Genomic DNA, 14,407 nt, shown 5'->3' on the forward strand with positions numbered 1-14,407 from the left:
CGATAGCCGCGTTGAATCGCACTGAACACGATCGCGATTGCGCGTCGAAGTGTTTGCGCGCGTCCCACGAGTCACGTGCGAATGGTTGGGGCGCAGCGCAGCGTCGCGCGTGGCGAACTCAGGCGTCCAACACTCAATCGCAAGCGCAAACAGAAACGGCACGCGCCATATGCGCGTGCCGTGATGGTGAAACGCCCCGGCGAGGAATGCTAGCGGCGCTGGCGTCTACGCGGCGAGGCTGCTTCCGCGATACGCAGATGCGCGGCCGGAAAGCCCGGCGGGTATTCGACGACTCGCATCGCGGCCGGCACCAGCGGCGCGGCGAGACTCGAGCGCGCGCCGACACGGGCGCCGCCGACGATCGCGGCCATCGCCTCGCGGTCCAGTTCGACGCTTTCGGTCAGATCCTTGATGCTCAGCTTGGCCATGATGGCTCCAGAAAAACGCTCCGGCGGCCAGACCCGTTCGGGTGCCGGCCGCCGTGCTCGGAATGTGTTCGGCGTGTCATTCGTTGTATTGAGGTCTCAACGCACTATCAGTATAGGAAATCCATTCGCGGCGCGCATGGCCGTGGTGTTGCCGCGGCAGTGAAGGAACCCCCAGTCCCCCGCTGCTGCCCCGGCTTACACGGCGGAGTAATTGGCGCCCGACAGGATAGGGTCGACTCTCAGCTTCAGCGGCAGCACGACGCCTGGGCCGATCGAACCGATGTCATTGAGCGCTGCGACGTTGACGATTTGCTGCTGAGCCAGATTCTGAGTGACGTTGACGTTGACGTTGACGTTGGCGAGGCCGGCAAGGCTGCCGAGACCACCAAGGCCCGAGGGCATGGGCACGTTGCTGCCGGTGCCGCCGGCGATCCCGGACATGGCCCGGCGGTCGAGTTCGCGCGTGCCGGACAGATCGCGAATCATGAGGGATGACATGGCGTTTCTCCAAAGACGTACGGAAAGCGGACATGAATGGCTTGCGGCGAAGCGGCCCGCGGCAGCGGGCGCCTCGCCGCGCCACGCACTATTAGTGGTTGCTGTTGCTCGAATTGATATACGGCGAGAAGTCCGACGTGATGCCGGTGGCGAGCGCAACGTCGTTGCCGTTGGTGTTCTGGAAGTTCAGTTCGTTACTGATCAGTTGCGTGGTGGTGGTGTTCTTGACGCTGGTCGGCGCATAGACCGGGGCGAAGCTGTAGTACTTGCTCGGGCCGAAGCCGCCGCGTACGGCTTGCATGGCTTTGCTGTCGAGTTGTTCGGTGACGGACAGGTCTTTGATCATCAGCGTTTTCATGGTGAGTCTCCTGAAAGAAGTTTTCGCAGTGTTGCGAGTGGTTTCGAGCAATTCGTTTGCTCGGACATCACTAATGCACAGGCTGTGCCAGTATTAATCAAGGATCCTGAGGAAATCGGCGCAGCCCTGTCGTATAAGGGTTTTGCGCGTGGAGGGACCACCGTGCCGGTCAGCTCGAAGCACGCTGACGCGCTCGGAGCGGTGGCCGCCGTCCGACATCGCGGCGGACCCTGTTGGATGGCGCACGACATTGCGCGAGCCAGCACGCGGCGCGGCGCGCGGCTCATGCCTGGTTTGCCTGGTTTGCGAAAGCGCGGACCGGGAGCTAGTATCGAAACGGCACATGTAACTGGATACGACAGGTTTTCTATCGACCCGCGTGGCGTCGGTCGCATGCGACACGGTCCAGCGGCAACGGCGGTGCTTCGCACAAATGGCTAGCCTTGCGCGTGTGATTCTCGACTTCCAGAGCGGCGAGCTATCGCGTGACGAGTTCGTCGCGCAGCTCGACAGCGCGTTGGCGACCGAGCAACTCGGTCCGACGCGGCTGCTGGAGACGCTGTACGCCGCGCATCATCGGTCGCCGTTGCCCGACGATCTCTACCTGGAAGTGCGGCGGCGCATCGAGCTGCTGCGCGTGTCGAACGTCGCGGCGGGTGGCGAGGAAACCGGCATCCAGACCACGGTCGATCTACCGTCGCTGCGTTCGTCGAGCGCTGGCAGTGCGGGCGCCGCGAGTACTGCCGGCAGCGCCGCGCACGAGACCATCAAAGGCATCGGCGATACGCTGAACAACCGCTTCGTGCTCGAGGAGTGCCTCGGCGTGGGCGGCATGGGCACCGTGTACAAGGCGCTCGATCTGCGCAAGCTCGAAGCGTCGGATCGCAAGCCCTATCTCGCGATCAAGGTGCTGAACGTCCAGTTTCGCGGCAATCCGAATTCGCTGGTCGCGCTGCAGCGCGAGGCGCGCAAGGCGCAGGTACTCGCGCATCGCAACATCATCACCGTCTACGACTTCGACCGCGACGGGCCGATCGTCTATCTGACGATGGAGTACCTGAGCGGCAAACCCCTGAGCCAGCTGCTGCGCACGCCGGGCTATCAGGGCATGCCGGTGCGGGCCGCGCTGCCGATCGTGCGCGGCATGTGCGCGGCGCTCGCGTACGCGCACGAGCGCGGCTTCGTCCATTGCGATTTCAAACCCGCGAACGTGTTTTTGACCACGAATGCCGAAGTGAAAGTGATCGACTTCGGCATCGCGCGCGTATTCCAGCGGCCTGAAGAGGAGAGCGACGCGACGGTGTTCGATCCCGGCAGTCTCGGCGCGTTGACGCCGGCCTATGCGAGCCCGGAGATGATCGAGCATCGCGAGCCGGACCCGCGCGACGATATCTACGCGCTTGGCTGCATCACGTACGAGCTGTTGACGGGACATCATCCGTTCGATCGCCTGTCGGCCACGCAGGCGCGCAATGCCGATTTCAAGCCGCAGCGTCCGGCGAATCTCGATGCGCGACAGTGGCGCGCGTTGCGTGCCGCGTTGTCGTTCGATCGCAATACGCGGATACCGAGCGTCGTGCGCTTTATCGCCGAGTTCGACAATGAAGCGCGCGCGGAGAAGTCCGGGACGCTCGCGTGGGTCGGGCTCGCTGGCCTCGCCGTCGTGTGCGCGGTCACCGTGGGCGTGTTCGCTTTTCGCTCGGGGTCCAGCCGGCAGCAAGCCGCGCAAACCGAGGCGGCGCGATCGCAGGGCGATCAGGTCGATCGGGCGGCTGGGGCGTCCGCTGTCGCGCCTGCAACGAATGTCGCGCAGACAACGCCGGCGCCCGCGCCAAAGCCCGCGTTGACGCTCGCCGCGATCACGCCCACGCTTGCCCAGGTGCCCTGTTCGGCTCTATCGGGCGCGGTGCAGGACCACGCACTGACGGTACGCGGTTTCCTGTCGCAGCGATACGGTGCCGCGCATCTGAAGGAGACGTTGGCGGCGCTGCCTGGCGTCGATACGGTTTCGCTAGACGTGCGGCCGCTCGCCGACGATAAATGCGACTTCGTCAAAACGCTCGCGCCGTTTCTGGTGCGCAACTGGCAGGCGGGGCGCGTGGCGTCGCTGCAGATGCGTCCGCCAAGCGGTTTTCTGACCGAGAACGACTCGCTGGTGGTCGACCTGAAAGCGCCGCCGTTCGATTCCTTTGCGACCGTCGACTACTACCAGCTAGACGGCCACGTCGTGCACATGGTGCCCAGTCGTCTGTGGCCGGACAATCAGATGCAGGCGAACGGCGGTCCGTACACGATCGGCAGCAATGCGGGCGATTGGACCGTATCGAAGCCGTTCGGCTCGGAAATGGTGGTGCTGGTGGTGACACCGGTGCCGCTGTTCGACAAGCTGCGCCCGGAAAGCGAAGCACGCGCTGTTTATCTGCGCGCGCTCGAGACCCGGCTCAAGCAGATTGGCGGTCAATACGGGCAGGATCACCTGTTGGCGGACTTCGCCCCGATTACGACCAAACCCGCGACGCGATGATCCGTCAGGGAGCCAATCGACACGGCTTTTAGTGCAGATCCTTGACGACGCGAAAACCGTTCTGCGATTGGCGCACGCCCGCGCTGTATTTGAAGCGCGTCGCGCTGAGCATGTAGTCGCCGCCTTCGCGCCATGAGCCGCCGCGAATCGCGCGCATCTCGCAGCCGGGCGACTCCCACGCGTGGCCATCGACGGGCGCGCCCTGATAGGTGTTGTGCCAGCAGTCGGCGGTCCACTCCCAGACGCCGCCGTTCATGTCGTACAGACCCAGCGGATTCGCGGCGAACGTGCCGACGTTTTCCGGGCCTTCCTTGTGCCACGGGTCGCCGCAGTCCTTGCAATTGGCGTTGCCCTTGCGCATCTGCTCGCCCCACCAGTACGCGGTCGTGGTGCCGGCGCGGTCCGCGTATTCCCATTCGGCTTCGGTCGGCAGACGGTACGGTTTGCCGGTCGTTTTGGCGAGCCACTTGACGTACTGCTGCGCGTCGTCCCAACTGAGATCGCGCGCGGGTGCGGTCTTGATGCTATTGCTCTCCGGCGTCAGCTTCTGGCAGGCGCCGGCGGCGACGCACGCATTCCATTGCTCGACCGTCACGGGGAATTTACCGATCGCGAAGGGCGCGCCAATGCTCACGTGATGCACGGGCTTTTCCGACGGATCGTCGGTATTGCTGCCCATTGCGAACGAGCCGGCGGGTACCGCGATCATGACCGGACAGGCCGCGCAGTCGCGGATTTCACCGGCCGTCGGTGGATGGGCGACGGTCTTTTCGGCGAATGGCGCGGCAGCGGGGCGCGGCGGCGGAGCGGCTGCGCTGGCTTGCGTCGCGGGATGCATGACCTGGGCAGGCGGCGTGGGTGGCGCGACGTGACCGCTTTGCGTCGCGGGCGCGGCTGGCGGTGCAGCCGGCGCGGCACTCACCGCGGGAGTCGATGCCGCCGCGCGCAATCGATCGATACGCGCATGCGCGAGTGTGGCGAAGCGGCCATTCGGATAGGCCTTCAGATAAGCCTCGTAATCGGCTGGGTAGTTGCTGTCCTTGATCGAATCCCAGAACGTGATTTCGTATTGTTCGCCGCTTTCCTTGGGCATGATGCCGCGACTGCGCGGCGTGATGGCCCGACGCTCTGACGTATTCGACGACTCGATAGCGCTTTCGCCACTTGTGGGAATGGATGAACGCGCGACAGCGAGCCACGGTTGCTGCGTTCCGCGTGTAGCGACGCGTACTTCGGCGCCGATCTGTCGGAACAGCGCGGCGAGCGATCGAGACGATGCGTCGGCGTCGTTGAGCGCTTGCAGCAAGGCATCGGTATAGACGCCATGGCGCGGACCGTCCGCCGCGAAACCGCCCGGTGCGGTTGCATAGGCAATCACGGTGTTGGCAGCGATCCTCGGTTTATCGATCGCAACCGCGGCGGGGGCAAATGGATTGTCGAGGCACGTATCGAGAATCACGAGATTGAGCCGGCCGGCACGGGCGGATTGCATCGCATGCAAAACGGTATTCAGATCGACGCCGTAATTCAGTAGCGACACCGGCGCGCGGATATCGCCTCGCGCATCGAGTCCCGCCGGCAAAAGCAGCGTTTGTGCGCCTACCTGCATGCCGTGTCCGGCGAAATAGAACACTCCGATATCGCCTGTTTGCAATCGTCGTTGAAATTCGTCGATGGCCGCGCGCATTTGCGGCGGCGTAGCATTCGTGCGCGTGATGACTTCGAAGCCACGCGCACGGAGTGCAGCGCCGATCGATTCGGCGTCGCGCGGCGCGTTGGCGCGGATCGGGTTAGTGGCGTCACCGTACTCGCCATTTCCGATCACGAGCGCGACTCGCCGCGAATGCGTGTCGTCGCGTGACGAAGCAAAGGGTGAAAGGAGCAAAGCGGTGTCCGCCGGCCGCGCCGGATGACTCGCTACCCAAGCCGGGCTCGGCTCGATGCTTTCATGTTGCGTCGCGGCACCGGCACTGTCCCACTGCGCCTGGATTGCCCCAACCATGCACACCAGCAGGAATCGTCGCCACATCTTTATATCCTGTTTGTACCGGACAGAGTTCAGGCATTCGTGCACCAGGCTCGCGCTGCCTGCGCTCTTTATTAACGATAGCACGCGCTTTGCGTCACAACTGTCCGGGAGTCCTTAACGCGTCATACGGTTAACGAGCATTGCGTATCTTTTTGGCAAGTTACGTCCTAAGCTGATTCACAAAGTCACGTCACACGGTCGTTTTAACTAGGTGGGCTGCCTGCCGGTTTCGACCCGCGACATGCCGCTCGAACACCCGGAAGGTCATCGATAGCCGGGCCCCAGCCATGACTCCTGTTCGGGAGAGTGCGCTATGCGAAGAACCCGTGTTTCCTTTCTTTTCGGCAGTCGTGATCCGGCGCAAGCGCGTCGCGGCGGATTACGCGCGGCGGTGTGCGCGACGCTCGTCGCGGTCTGCCTCGGTATCGGCACTGGCGGCGTTGCGCGCGCCGAGCAGACGCCGTCTCCGCCGGGGGCCGAGGAGTACATCATCTGGCCGTCGGATGGCGCGGTGATTCACGGCGGCAAGCTGTGGGTGCGCATGGGGCTGCGCAATATGGGCGTGTGTCCGAAGGGCGTCGCGTTTCCGAATACCGGCCACCATCATCTTCTGATCGACACGGATTTGCCCGCGCTCGATCAGGAGATTCCATCGGATCGCCAGCACCTGCATTTCGGCGCGGGTGAAACCGACGCGCGCATCGAGTTGCCGCCCGGCAAGCACACGCTGCAGCTGATTCTCGGCGACCATAATCACGTGCCGCACGTACCGCCCGTGTATTCGAAGAAGATCACCATCACCGTGCTAAAGAACTAACGCGGTCCGTTCGTTCGAACTGGTCAAGCCGGAACGGAGAGTCCTGATGAAGAAGATCATTGCGGCCGCGGCATTCGTCGCAGCGGCGCTGACGGTATCGACCGCGCCGCAGGGCGCGTGGGCAGCGACGCCGTCGCCGCCCGGCGCTTACGCGTATATCGGCTATCCGAACGATGGCCAGGTGGTGCCCGCCAATAAACCGTTTCGCGTGTGGTTCGGTCTGCGTTTCATGGGGGTCGCGCCGAAAGGCGTGAAGTACCCGAACACCGGCCACCATCATCTTCTGATCGATACCGATCTGCCGCCGATGGATCAGGAGATACCCTCGGATCGCCATCATCTGCATTTCGGCGCGGGCGAAACGGAAACGATGATTTCATTGCCGCCAGGCAAGCATACGCTGCAGCTGTTGATGGGCGACGACATGCATATGCCGCACAACCCGCCGGTGTATTCGAAGAAGATCACGGTGATCGCGCGCTGACTGTTATCACGCAGCCAACAATGTCGCGCGCGCTGTTGGCTGCGATCCACCATTCACTGGTCTCGCTCTGCCGCTCGTCAGCGTCGGGACAGCGGGTGCGATCTTCGTGGCCTTTGCTACAAGGCGTTCAGGACGCGAATGACGAAAGCAAGGCACTCCTGGCATAGCCCATGCATCAGTAGCGCCCGAGCAGACAAATTGCTCGAACCCCGACGCTCGATGATGCGCTTTCCCATTCCCAGGAGATTTGCCATGAACACGCTGATGATCAAGGACCTGTCCAACACCGAACAACTCGACAGCAAGGCGATGAGCGCCGTGCGCGGTGGCAACGGCTACTATTCGATGCCGTCGTACCTCAGCTATGCGCCCGTCTATGCGCCGACCAGCATCAAGAACGTCTCCACGACGCAGATGATCAACACGGAAATGAACATCCAGAGCGCTAACGGCAACGACTCGGCGCTAGTCAGCGGTACGGCCACCTACATCCAACCGACCATTTACTCGAGCAACGTCAACAACGGGTAGTGAGCGGCGCACACGCGGCCCGGGCGGCCGCGTGTGCGTGCCCCAACAGGCGCGTCGCTCAAAAAGACCGCTAATCCAATCGTCCTTTCCACGCATCCTTCGCGTATCCGCCGCTCCCCGCATCGACTTTTCCGCCGCTTCATTGCCGAAGCCGCGCGGAAGCGGCTCGGGCTGAAAAACCGGGCATCTCGCGCGAAACAGGCGGGTGCAACTGGAGACCACCGTGTCAGCATTGCCGGAATCATCGTTCGATTCGTCGTGTGATTCGCTGGACCTTCAGCGGGTTCCTGCTGAAGCCAGGACGCCTCGCCGCATAGCCCGTGTACTGCGCGGGATCTGCGCGGCAACGATGTGCGCTTTGACAGTGAGCGCGTGCGTCGACGTCAGCATGCCGGCTTATCAACGCCCGGACACGCCGGCCAAGACATCGTGGTCGGATCGCAATGGCGCGCCGGTATCGGCCGCGGAGACGATCGAGCGCGACTGGTGGAAGGGCTTCCAGGACCCGTACCTCGATACGCTGATCGACAAGGCGATCGACGGCAACTTCGATATCCGGGTGCTGGCCGCGCGTATCGAAGTCGCGCACACGCAGATCAGCGAGACAGGCGCGGCCGCATTGCCGACGGCGGACCTCGGTGCCGGCGCCGACTACACGAAGACGACTGGCCAGCCTTTGACGAAGACGTACAACCTCGCGCTGCAGGTGAACTGGGACATCGACATCTGGGGCAAGGTCGAAAAAGGCGTGCAGGCGCAAAAGGCCGAATTCCACGCGAGCGAGGCGGATTGGCGCGCGGGGTATCTCGAACTCGTCGCGAATGTGGCCAGTACCTATTTCCAGATCCTGCAATTCGACGACCAGATCGCACAGCAGCAAAAGACCATCGCCACGAACAAGCAAATCCTGGCGATCTACGAAGGCCAGGCGCGCAATGGGCTCGTGCCGCAAACGCAGGTGTTGCGCCAGCAGGCGGAGATCAACCGGCTCACCAACGATCTCTATGATCTGCGCCGATCGCGGGCGGTCTCCGACAACGCGCTATGCACGTTGCTCGGCGTGCCGGCCGGCGAATTCCATGTGCCGCAGGGCCATTTACAGGAGCGCGTGAAATTGCCGGGCGTGCCGGATGGTTTGCCCGCGCAATTGCTGTCGCGCCGCCCCGACGTGGTGGCGGCCGAATTCAGGGTGCTCGAGGCCTATGACCTCGTCGGTCAGTCGAAGCTCGCGCAATTGCCGAGCATCGGCCTCACCGCGCAAGGCGGCACGGCAAGTTACGCGCTTAACCAGTTGCTGAAGTCGTTCACGTTCGGCCTGATGCCGAGCATCAATTTTCCGCTGTTCGATCCGGGCGTGCGCGCACATGTGAAGGTGACCGAGGCGCAATCGAAAGTCGCCGAGCAGCAATATCGCGTGGCCGTGATGGGCGCATTCGAGGAAGTGGAGAACGCGCTCGTCAACCTGAGTGCCCATAAGGCGCAGCACGCGGAATTGCTGCAGCAGGTGTCGCGCCTGCAGATCGTCGCTGATCAGATCCAGTCGCAACTGCGCCTTGGCGTCGTGTCGCAACTCGAAGTATTCGAAGACGAGCGGACCTTGCTGGAGGCGCAACAGGCGTTGCTGGAAAACCACCAATTGATTCTGTCCGACACGGTAACGCTTTATAAGGCGCTCGGCGGCGGATGGCCCGGTGTCGACGTGCAAGCGCAGGTCAAAGAGAAGTAACGAAACATTGAGCTAATCCACGAGTTGGCGTACCGCGCGGGTATTTCGTCGGCTGACGGCTTATCCGCGGTCTTCTCATCCGGCGATATCCAAATTGACACTCTCGATGCGTGACTTACAATCCTTTAGGGGTCAGCGTTTGCGTGGCTCTTCACGACAATATCGTTGCGCCGTTGTTCTTCGTCCAGTTCGCCCCGCGTTCCCGCCGCGGCAGGTAAACGCTTAGCGATCCAGATAAAATGGCCACCGGCGAAGCTCCGATTGCTGAAATGCGCGTGACAGTGGACGCTGCCTTCGACGTGGTGTTGTCACCGGTTGCCTGCGCGCAGCGCCCCGCGCTCGACGCCATTCGCATCGTCGACAACCTGTTCGCCATCGGCCGCAGCGAAGCGCCGTTCAGCGACTATCCCGCACCATGGACCGCCGCTCTCTCGCGCCGACATGCGCGCGTTTTCATCGAGCATGGCGCGATTTATGTTGCCGATCTCGGCAGCAAGAACGGCACGACGGTCAACGGCATCGCGGTGCGACAAACCCCCGCGCGTGTACGCGCCGGCGATGAACTCTGCTTTGGCGGTGAACTGCGCTATCGCGTCGGCATCGAGCCGCGCGCGCGCGTCGTCACGGGTGGAAGCGCTTCTCCCCTCATTCATCTATTGCTGGTGCCGCAGCGCGATGACCTGGGTCTGCAACCGGTCGACGTGCTGGCTTTTCCATTTCTGATCAGTAAAACGGACGAGGTTTTCTCGCGCTACAAAGACCGTTATCCGCACCAGGTCAATTACATATCCCGGCGCCATGCGCACCTGTTTCTGAAGGGCGGCGAGCTGTATGTCGAGGATCTCGGCAGCACCAACGGCACGTTCGTGAATGGACAGCGGATCGGCGAATCGGCGCTTGCACTGGCGGAGGGCGACGTCGTTGCATTTGGCGGCGACCACTTCGTCTACAGGGTGTCGCTACAGAACTCCGCCGACGTCGAACCCACCGTGACCCAGCTCTCTCTTCAGCCCGCTGTCGACAGTGCCGCCGATGCCGACAAGACGACCTTCGTCGGCGCTGCGCATTCGTTTCTCGACATCTTTTGCGTCGATCCGGCGCTGCAACGCGAAGACGAAGTGAATGAAGCGGCGCAGCCGGGCTCCGCGCGCGCGAAGCGTGACGGAATAGGGACGGCAAATGGCGCGCAGGGCGCCAAAGGTGCGCAGGCGGGGCATCCCGCCGATACGAGAGACGGCGCGAACGAAAGAAGCGGCAAAGCTAACAGCGCGGCAAGAGGTAAGCCGCGTCGCTGGAAGATGGTCGCCGGCGAACTCCACAAGGCGTTAGCGGACGGCGAGCGCACCAATGTGCGGCGCGCGGCGGCATGGGGCGGAGCGGCTATCGCGATCGTGGTTGCGCTTGGCGTGGGCCTTTATCTGCACGGTTCATCGGAACGGGAGTTGAAGAGCCTGCTCGCGAGCGGCGATTACTCGAGCGCTCTCACGATGGCGCGCGGCTATCTGGCCACGCATCCGGCGGACACGAAAATCAGCGCGCTCGCGAGCGAGGCGTTGTTGAAAGCGAACTTGCCGGGCTGGATCGAAGCCGTGCAAAAAGCGCAGTTCGACCAGGCCGACACGCTGCTGAAGAACATGAGGGCGTTGAGCGGAAATGACGCCGATGCCGCGTCGCTGGTCGGCGAATTGCAATGGGTCGGCGATCTCGAACGCTTCGTCGCGGCGCGTGGCGGCGTCGACGCGCCGATCCGCATGTATACGGACGAAGCGACGATCAACGGTTTGCTGCACCGCTGGGACGACGACGCGGCGAGTCACCAGCGCGCGCTCGATCGGATTGCGAGTTACGTGCCGGTCTTCGCGGAGCCCTACGCCCACACGCTCAGCCATCTGCGCAAGCTCGAAAGCGACGATTCGGTGTACGTCGCCGCGATCGATCGGCTCAATGGTGTAATTCATACCGAACTTTCGCGCGACAAACCCGACGCGCTGCCGCCGGTACTCGACGATTACGCGCAGCGTTATCCGCGGCTCGCGGGGCTCGATAGAGTGCGCGACGATTTGCGCCAATACACCGGGTTGCTGAATGCCGCGTTGAGCCGTCAATTGACGTCATTGCTGGCGATGATGAAAACGGTGCGCTTCAGCACGCCGCCTTTTCAGGCGCAATTCCAGCAGCTTGCGGCGACGCGCTTGCCGTCGGCGGACATCGTTCAACGGCAGGACGCGGTCGATGCCGCGTGGCAGCGTGGCGACGCGCAGCAGGCGCTGAACGATTTGCAGTCGATGCCGGCGAGCCCGTGGTCCGATGTGCTCTCGGCCGAAGCGACGCACAAGCAGGCGTTGTCCGATCAATACAACGATCTGCGGAAAACGCGTGACGGGAAAGATTACGACCAGCGTCTGCTGTCGTTCTACGCGAGCCTCGATCCGCGGATAGACGCATGGTTCGTGCAGGCGATCCAGAAAGACGTGGCCGCATTGCATGACAAGGCACTCGCGCATGCGCAAGATCTGCTGGTGCGCGCGCAAAGCCTGTGGAAAGAGTACCGCGCGAACGGCCCGATCGGCGGCACGCAGCGGCTCGAAGCCGGCATCTCGCCGGGCTTTCGCAACGAGGCGCGTCTGCTGAGCGAGGCGCAGACGGCGGCACGCCAGGGCATGCGCATCTATACGCAGCTGAAGGCCGATCATCCCGCCGACTTCGATCGCCTGCTCGCGGATATCGAAGCCGAAGCGAGTTTGCAGCGCCGCTCGTTGACCGAGTTGCGCATGGTGCTGGACCCTGGGCTGCTGAAAGCGAAGCTCGCGTTGATTGGAGGCGATCAGAGTGAAACGCGATCCTCACCCTAGACCGTTGTCGGAGGCGCTCGAAGATCATAGCGTCGAAGGCATTGCGATTCTGACGTCCGAGCCGGTGCGGCTTGCGCGCGCGCTGATCTGGGCGATGGTCGCGCTCGTCGTGTCGGGTTTGCTGTGGTCGTTCGTCGGCCGCGCGGATGTGATCGTCAGCGCGCCCGGCACGTTGGCGCCGGAATCGGAGGTGCGGCGCATCTATACGCCGATCGACGGCGAACTCGCGGATCTGTATATCGCCGAGGGGCAGCCGGTGTCGAAAGGCGACGTGCTCGCGCGGCTCAATGCGCGCGGCGCGATCGAGGCAGCGAGCAACGCGTTACAGGCACAAGTGAAGCTCGAAGACGCCGAACGCGAATGGAAGCAGTTCCCGGAGAAGAAGGCGTTGATGGAACGCAAGGCCACGTCGTTGAAGGCGCAACTCGAAGTCGAGGAGCGCTTGCACGAGAATCGCGTTTCAGAAGGCACGACGAAGCTTGCCGAAGGGCAGAAGGCCGAACTCGACGAAGCGCGCAGCTCGCTCGACAACGCGCGCCGCACGCGCGAAGCGGCGAATCAGGAACTCGATCGCTATTCGCGGCTGTTCGCGCAGCCGGGCGGCGGTGGCATTGCCGAATTACAGGTCGAGCAGAAACGCACGGCCGCGCTCGAAGCGGATAACGCTTACCGTGTCGCGCAGTCGAAGCTGGCCGAGCTCGACTTTCGTCTGAGCCATGAATACGCGCAGGCCAATGCGCAACTGGCGACGAGCGGCCAGCAAAGCACCGATCTGCAGCTGCAATACGATCAGGCGGTGCGCGACATCACCGATGCGGAAGACAAACTGCGCGTGCAACTGCAAAGCGCGCGCCTCGAAGCCGATGCCGCCGCGCGGGTGCGTTTCGAGAACATCGATAAAGACAATTTTCTGCTGATTCTCGCGCCGGTTTCAGGCGTGATCACCGACGTCACGTCGACGCAGCGCGGCGACAAGATTCAGGCGAATGCACCGCTCGGCGGCATTGCGCCAAAAGACGCGCGGCCCGTGCTGAAGATCGAAATCTCCGAACACGACCGCGCCTTTCTGCACGTCGGCCTGCCTGTCAAATTGAAGTTCAACGCGTTTCCTTACCAGCGCTACGGGTTGATCAGCGGCACGCTCGCCTATATCTCGCCGGCCACGAAGCCATCCGCGCAGGACAAGCAACCGGTCTACGAAGGCCGTGTCACGCTGGACAAGGACTACTACCAGGTGGCCGGCACGCGTTATCCGCTGCGTTACGGCATGACCGCCAATGCGGAAATCGTCGTGCGCGAGCGGCGCCTGATCGACCTCGGTCTCGATCCGTTCAGAGAGGTGGCGGGTTGAGCGCGCGAATCAAAACATCCACGAAAGGAGCCGAGCAAATGACCGCGATAGTGCGTATCGATGACGAAGTCGTGGACGTGGACGAGTTCATTCGTCTTCTGAAACTGACCGGCCAGTTCGAGAGCCTGGTCGAGCAGATCGTGCGCGACAAGCTTACCGTCCATGCGGCGAAGAAGCAGGGCGTCGCCGTCAGCGCCGACGAAATCCAGCAGCGCGCGGACCAGTTTCGCCGCGTGCGCGGGCTGCATCGCGCGGCGGACATGAATCATTATCTCGACGCGCTGCACGTGAGCCTCGACGAATTCGAGGCGTTCATTACCGACGGGCTTTATCAGGAGAAGATGCTCGACGACATCGGGAACGAGGCGGCGATCCATGATTACTTCGCGCTGAATTCACCGAAGTTCGACGCGATCGAAGTCAGCCATATCGTGCTCGATAGCGAAGGCAAGGCGAAGGAAATGATCTCGTACCTGCACGACGACCCCGACGCCTTCGGCGAGATGGCGCGCGAGCATTCGATTGCCGATACGCGCGAGTCGGGCGGCGTGATCGGCAAGGTACTGCGCGGTTCGCTGAAGCCCGATATCGAGGCGAAGATCTTCAATGCGGCGGTCGGCGATCTGCTTGGGCCGTTTCCGTCGGCCGACCGTTCGTGTTTCGAGATCTTCGCGGTCACGGCCAAATATCCGGCCACGCTCGATGCCGACGTGGCCACCGAAATCCGCCGTTTGCTGCGCGAGAGCTGGCTCATTGCCCGCGCCCAGGAACACGTGATCGAAGCGCGCTAGCGCCCGACTAGCGCCCGA

The 14,407-nt window shown here is 62.9% G+C and carries 12 protein-coding genes and 1 pseudogene; 8 read left to right on the forward strand and 5 right to left on the reverse strand.

What is annotated here, in order from left to right; genetic code table 11:
• Positions 1–209: 209 nt before the first annotated feature.
• The 3 genes from OKW37_RS24910 to OKW37_RS24920 form a co-directional block, all read right to left on the reverse strand.
• Positions 210–428: a hypothetical protein gene (locus OKW37_RS24910; protein ID WP_184005151.1), complete on the reverse strand. Its 219-nt coding sequence runs from the start codon at positions 426–428 to the stop codon at positions 210–212.
• A gap of 195 nt (positions 429–623) precedes the next feature.
• The gene (locus tag OKW37_RS24915; protein ID WP_184061598.1) at positions 624–926 is read right to left on the reverse strand and encodes a hypothetical protein; all 303 of its coding nucleotides are present in this window, start codon (positions 924–926) and stop codon (positions 624–626) included.
• 91 nt (positions 927–1,017) lie between these two features.
• Positions 1,018–1,284: a hypothetical protein gene (locus OKW37_RS24920; protein WP_184061599.1), complete on the reverse strand. Its 267-nt coding sequence runs from the start codon at positions 1,282–1,284 to the stop codon at positions 1,018–1,020.
• A 433-nt stretch (positions 1,285–1,717) separates the two neighbouring features.
• Between OKW37_RS24920 and OKW37_RS24925 the strand changes: the two genes are divergently transcribed.
• Entirely contained in the window at positions 1,718–3,808 is a 2,091-nt protein-coding gene (locus OKW37_RS24925; RefSeq protein WP_429404187.1) for a protein kinase domain-containing protein, read from the forward strand.
• A gap of 28 nt (positions 3,809–3,836) precedes the next feature.
• On the opposite strand, the gene OKW37_RS24930 is transcribed toward OKW37_RS24925, so the two are convergent.
• Both OKW37_RS24930 and OKW37_RS24935 read right to left on the reverse strand, forming a co-directional pair.
• Positions 3,837–4,901, reverse strand: coding sequence for a formylglycine-generating enzyme family protein (locus OKW37_RS24930; RefSeq protein WP_429404415.1), 1,065 nt, complete (start codon positions 4,899–4,901; stop codon positions 3,837–3,839).
• Between the two features lie 108 nt (positions 4,902–5,009).
• Positions 5,010–5,837: pseudogene (locus tag OKW37_RS24935) on the reverse strand (caspase family protein); the annotation flags it as partial.
• Positions 5,838–6,150: 313 nt separating this feature from the next.
• Between OKW37_RS24935 and OKW37_RS24940 the strand changes: the two are divergent.
• The 7 genes from OKW37_RS24940 to OKW37_RS24970 all read left to right on the forward strand — a co-directional run bounded on the left by OKW37_RS24940 (position 6,151) and on the right by OKW37_RS24970 (position 14,389).
• A complete protein-coding gene (locus OKW37_RS24940; protein WP_187610602.1) occupies positions 6,151–6,654 on the forward strand; it encodes a DUF4399 domain-containing protein in 504 nt (167 codons plus the stop codon).
• 46 nt (positions 6,655–6,700) lie between these two features.
• The gene (locus tag OKW37_RS24945; RefSeq protein WP_090807583.1) at positions 6,701–7,138 is read left to right on the forward strand and encodes a DUF4399 domain-containing protein; all 438 of its coding nucleotides are present in this window, start codon (positions 6,701–6,703) and stop codon (positions 7,136–7,138) included.
• A gap of 252 nt (positions 7,139–7,390) precedes the next feature.
• Entirely contained in the window at positions 7,391–7,669 is a 279-nt protein-coding gene (locus OKW37_RS24950) for a hypothetical protein (RefSeq protein WP_184061603.1), read from the forward strand.
• A 349-nt stretch (positions 7,670–8,018) separates the two neighbouring features.
• Entirely contained in the window at positions 8,019–9,395 is a 1,377-nt protein-coding gene (locus OKW37_RS24955) for an efflux transporter outer membrane subunit (protein ID WP_429509964.1), read from the forward strand.
• A 239-nt stretch (positions 9,396–9,634) separates the two neighbouring features.
• Positions 9,635–12,247 carry an FHA domain-containing protein gene (locus tag OKW37_RS24960; RefSeq protein WP_429404190.1) on the forward strand — a complete coding sequence of 871 codons (2,613 nt, stop codon included), beginning with the start codon at positions 9,635–9,637 and terminating at the stop codon, positions 12,245–12,247.
• A complete protein-coding gene (locus tag OKW37_RS24965) occupies positions 12,225–13,598 on the forward strand; it encodes an HlyD family efflux transporter periplasmic adaptor subunit (protein ID WP_429352962.1) in 1,374 nt (457 codons plus the stop codon). Before OKW37_RS24960 ends, OKW37_RS24965 begins: the two co-directional genes overlap by 23 nt.
• 38 nt (positions 13,599–13,636) lie before the next feature.
• Complete coding sequence (locus OKW37_RS24970) at positions 13,637–14,389, forward strand: peptidylprolyl isomerase (protein WP_429404192.1); 753 nt, start codon at positions 13,637–13,639, stop codon at positions 14,387–14,389.
• The last annotated feature ends 18 nt before the right edge of the window (positions 14,390–14,407 follow it).

It is taken from the genome of Paraburkholderia sp. MM5482-R2 (assembly GCF_050436125.1).
Lineage (GTDB): Bacteria > Pseudomonadota > Gammaproteobacteria > Burkholderiales > Burkholderiaceae > Paraburkholderia > Paraburkholderia tuberum.

Excerpts from the sequence above, each read along its gene's own strand:
- OKW37_RS24910 (WP_184005151.1), bottom strand. The coding sequence starts at position 428 with ATGGCCAAGCTGAGCATCAAGGATCTGACCGAAAGCGTCGAACTGGAC.
- OKW37_RS24930 (WP_429404415.1), bottom strand. The coding sequence starts at position 4,901 with ATGCCCAAGGAAAGCGGCGAACAATACGAAATCACGTTCTGGGATTCG.
- OKW37_RS24955 (WP_429509964.1), top strand. The coding sequence starts at position 8,019 with ATGTGCGCTTTGACAGTGAGCGCGTGCGTCGACGTCAGCATGCCGGCT.
- OKW37_RS24925 (WP_429404187.1), top strand. The coding sequence starts at position 1,718 with ATGGCTAGCCTTGCGCGTGTGATTCTCGACTTCCAGAGCGGCGAGCTA.
- OKW37_RS24960 (WP_429404190.1), top strand. The coding sequence starts at position 9,635 with ATGGCCACCGGCGAAGCTCCGATTGCTGAAATGCGCGTGACAGTGGAC.
- OKW37_RS24940 (WP_187610602.1), top strand. The coding sequence starts at position 6,151 with ATGCGAAGAACCCGTGTTTCCTTTCTTTTCGGCAGTCGTGATCCGGCG.
- OKW37_RS24920 (WP_184061599.1), bottom strand. The coding sequence starts at position 1,284 with ATGAAAACGCTGATGATCAAAGACCTGTCCGTCACCGAACAACTCGAC.
- OKW37_RS24945 (WP_090807583.1), top strand. The coding sequence starts at position 6,701 with ATGAAGAAGATCATTGCGGCCGCGGCATTCGTCGCAGCGGCGCTGACG.
- OKW37_RS24915 (WP_184061598.1), bottom strand. The coding sequence starts at position 926 with ATGTCATCCCTCATGATTCGCGATCTGTCCGGCACGCGCGAACTCGAC.
- OKW37_RS24950 (WP_184061603.1), top strand. The coding sequence starts at position 7,391 with ATGAACACGCTGATGATCAAGGACCTGTCCAACACCGAACAACTCGAC.
- OKW37_RS24970 (WP_429404192.1), top strand. The coding sequence starts at position 13,637 with ATGACCGCGATAGTGCGTATCGATGACGAAGTCGTGGACGTGGACGAG.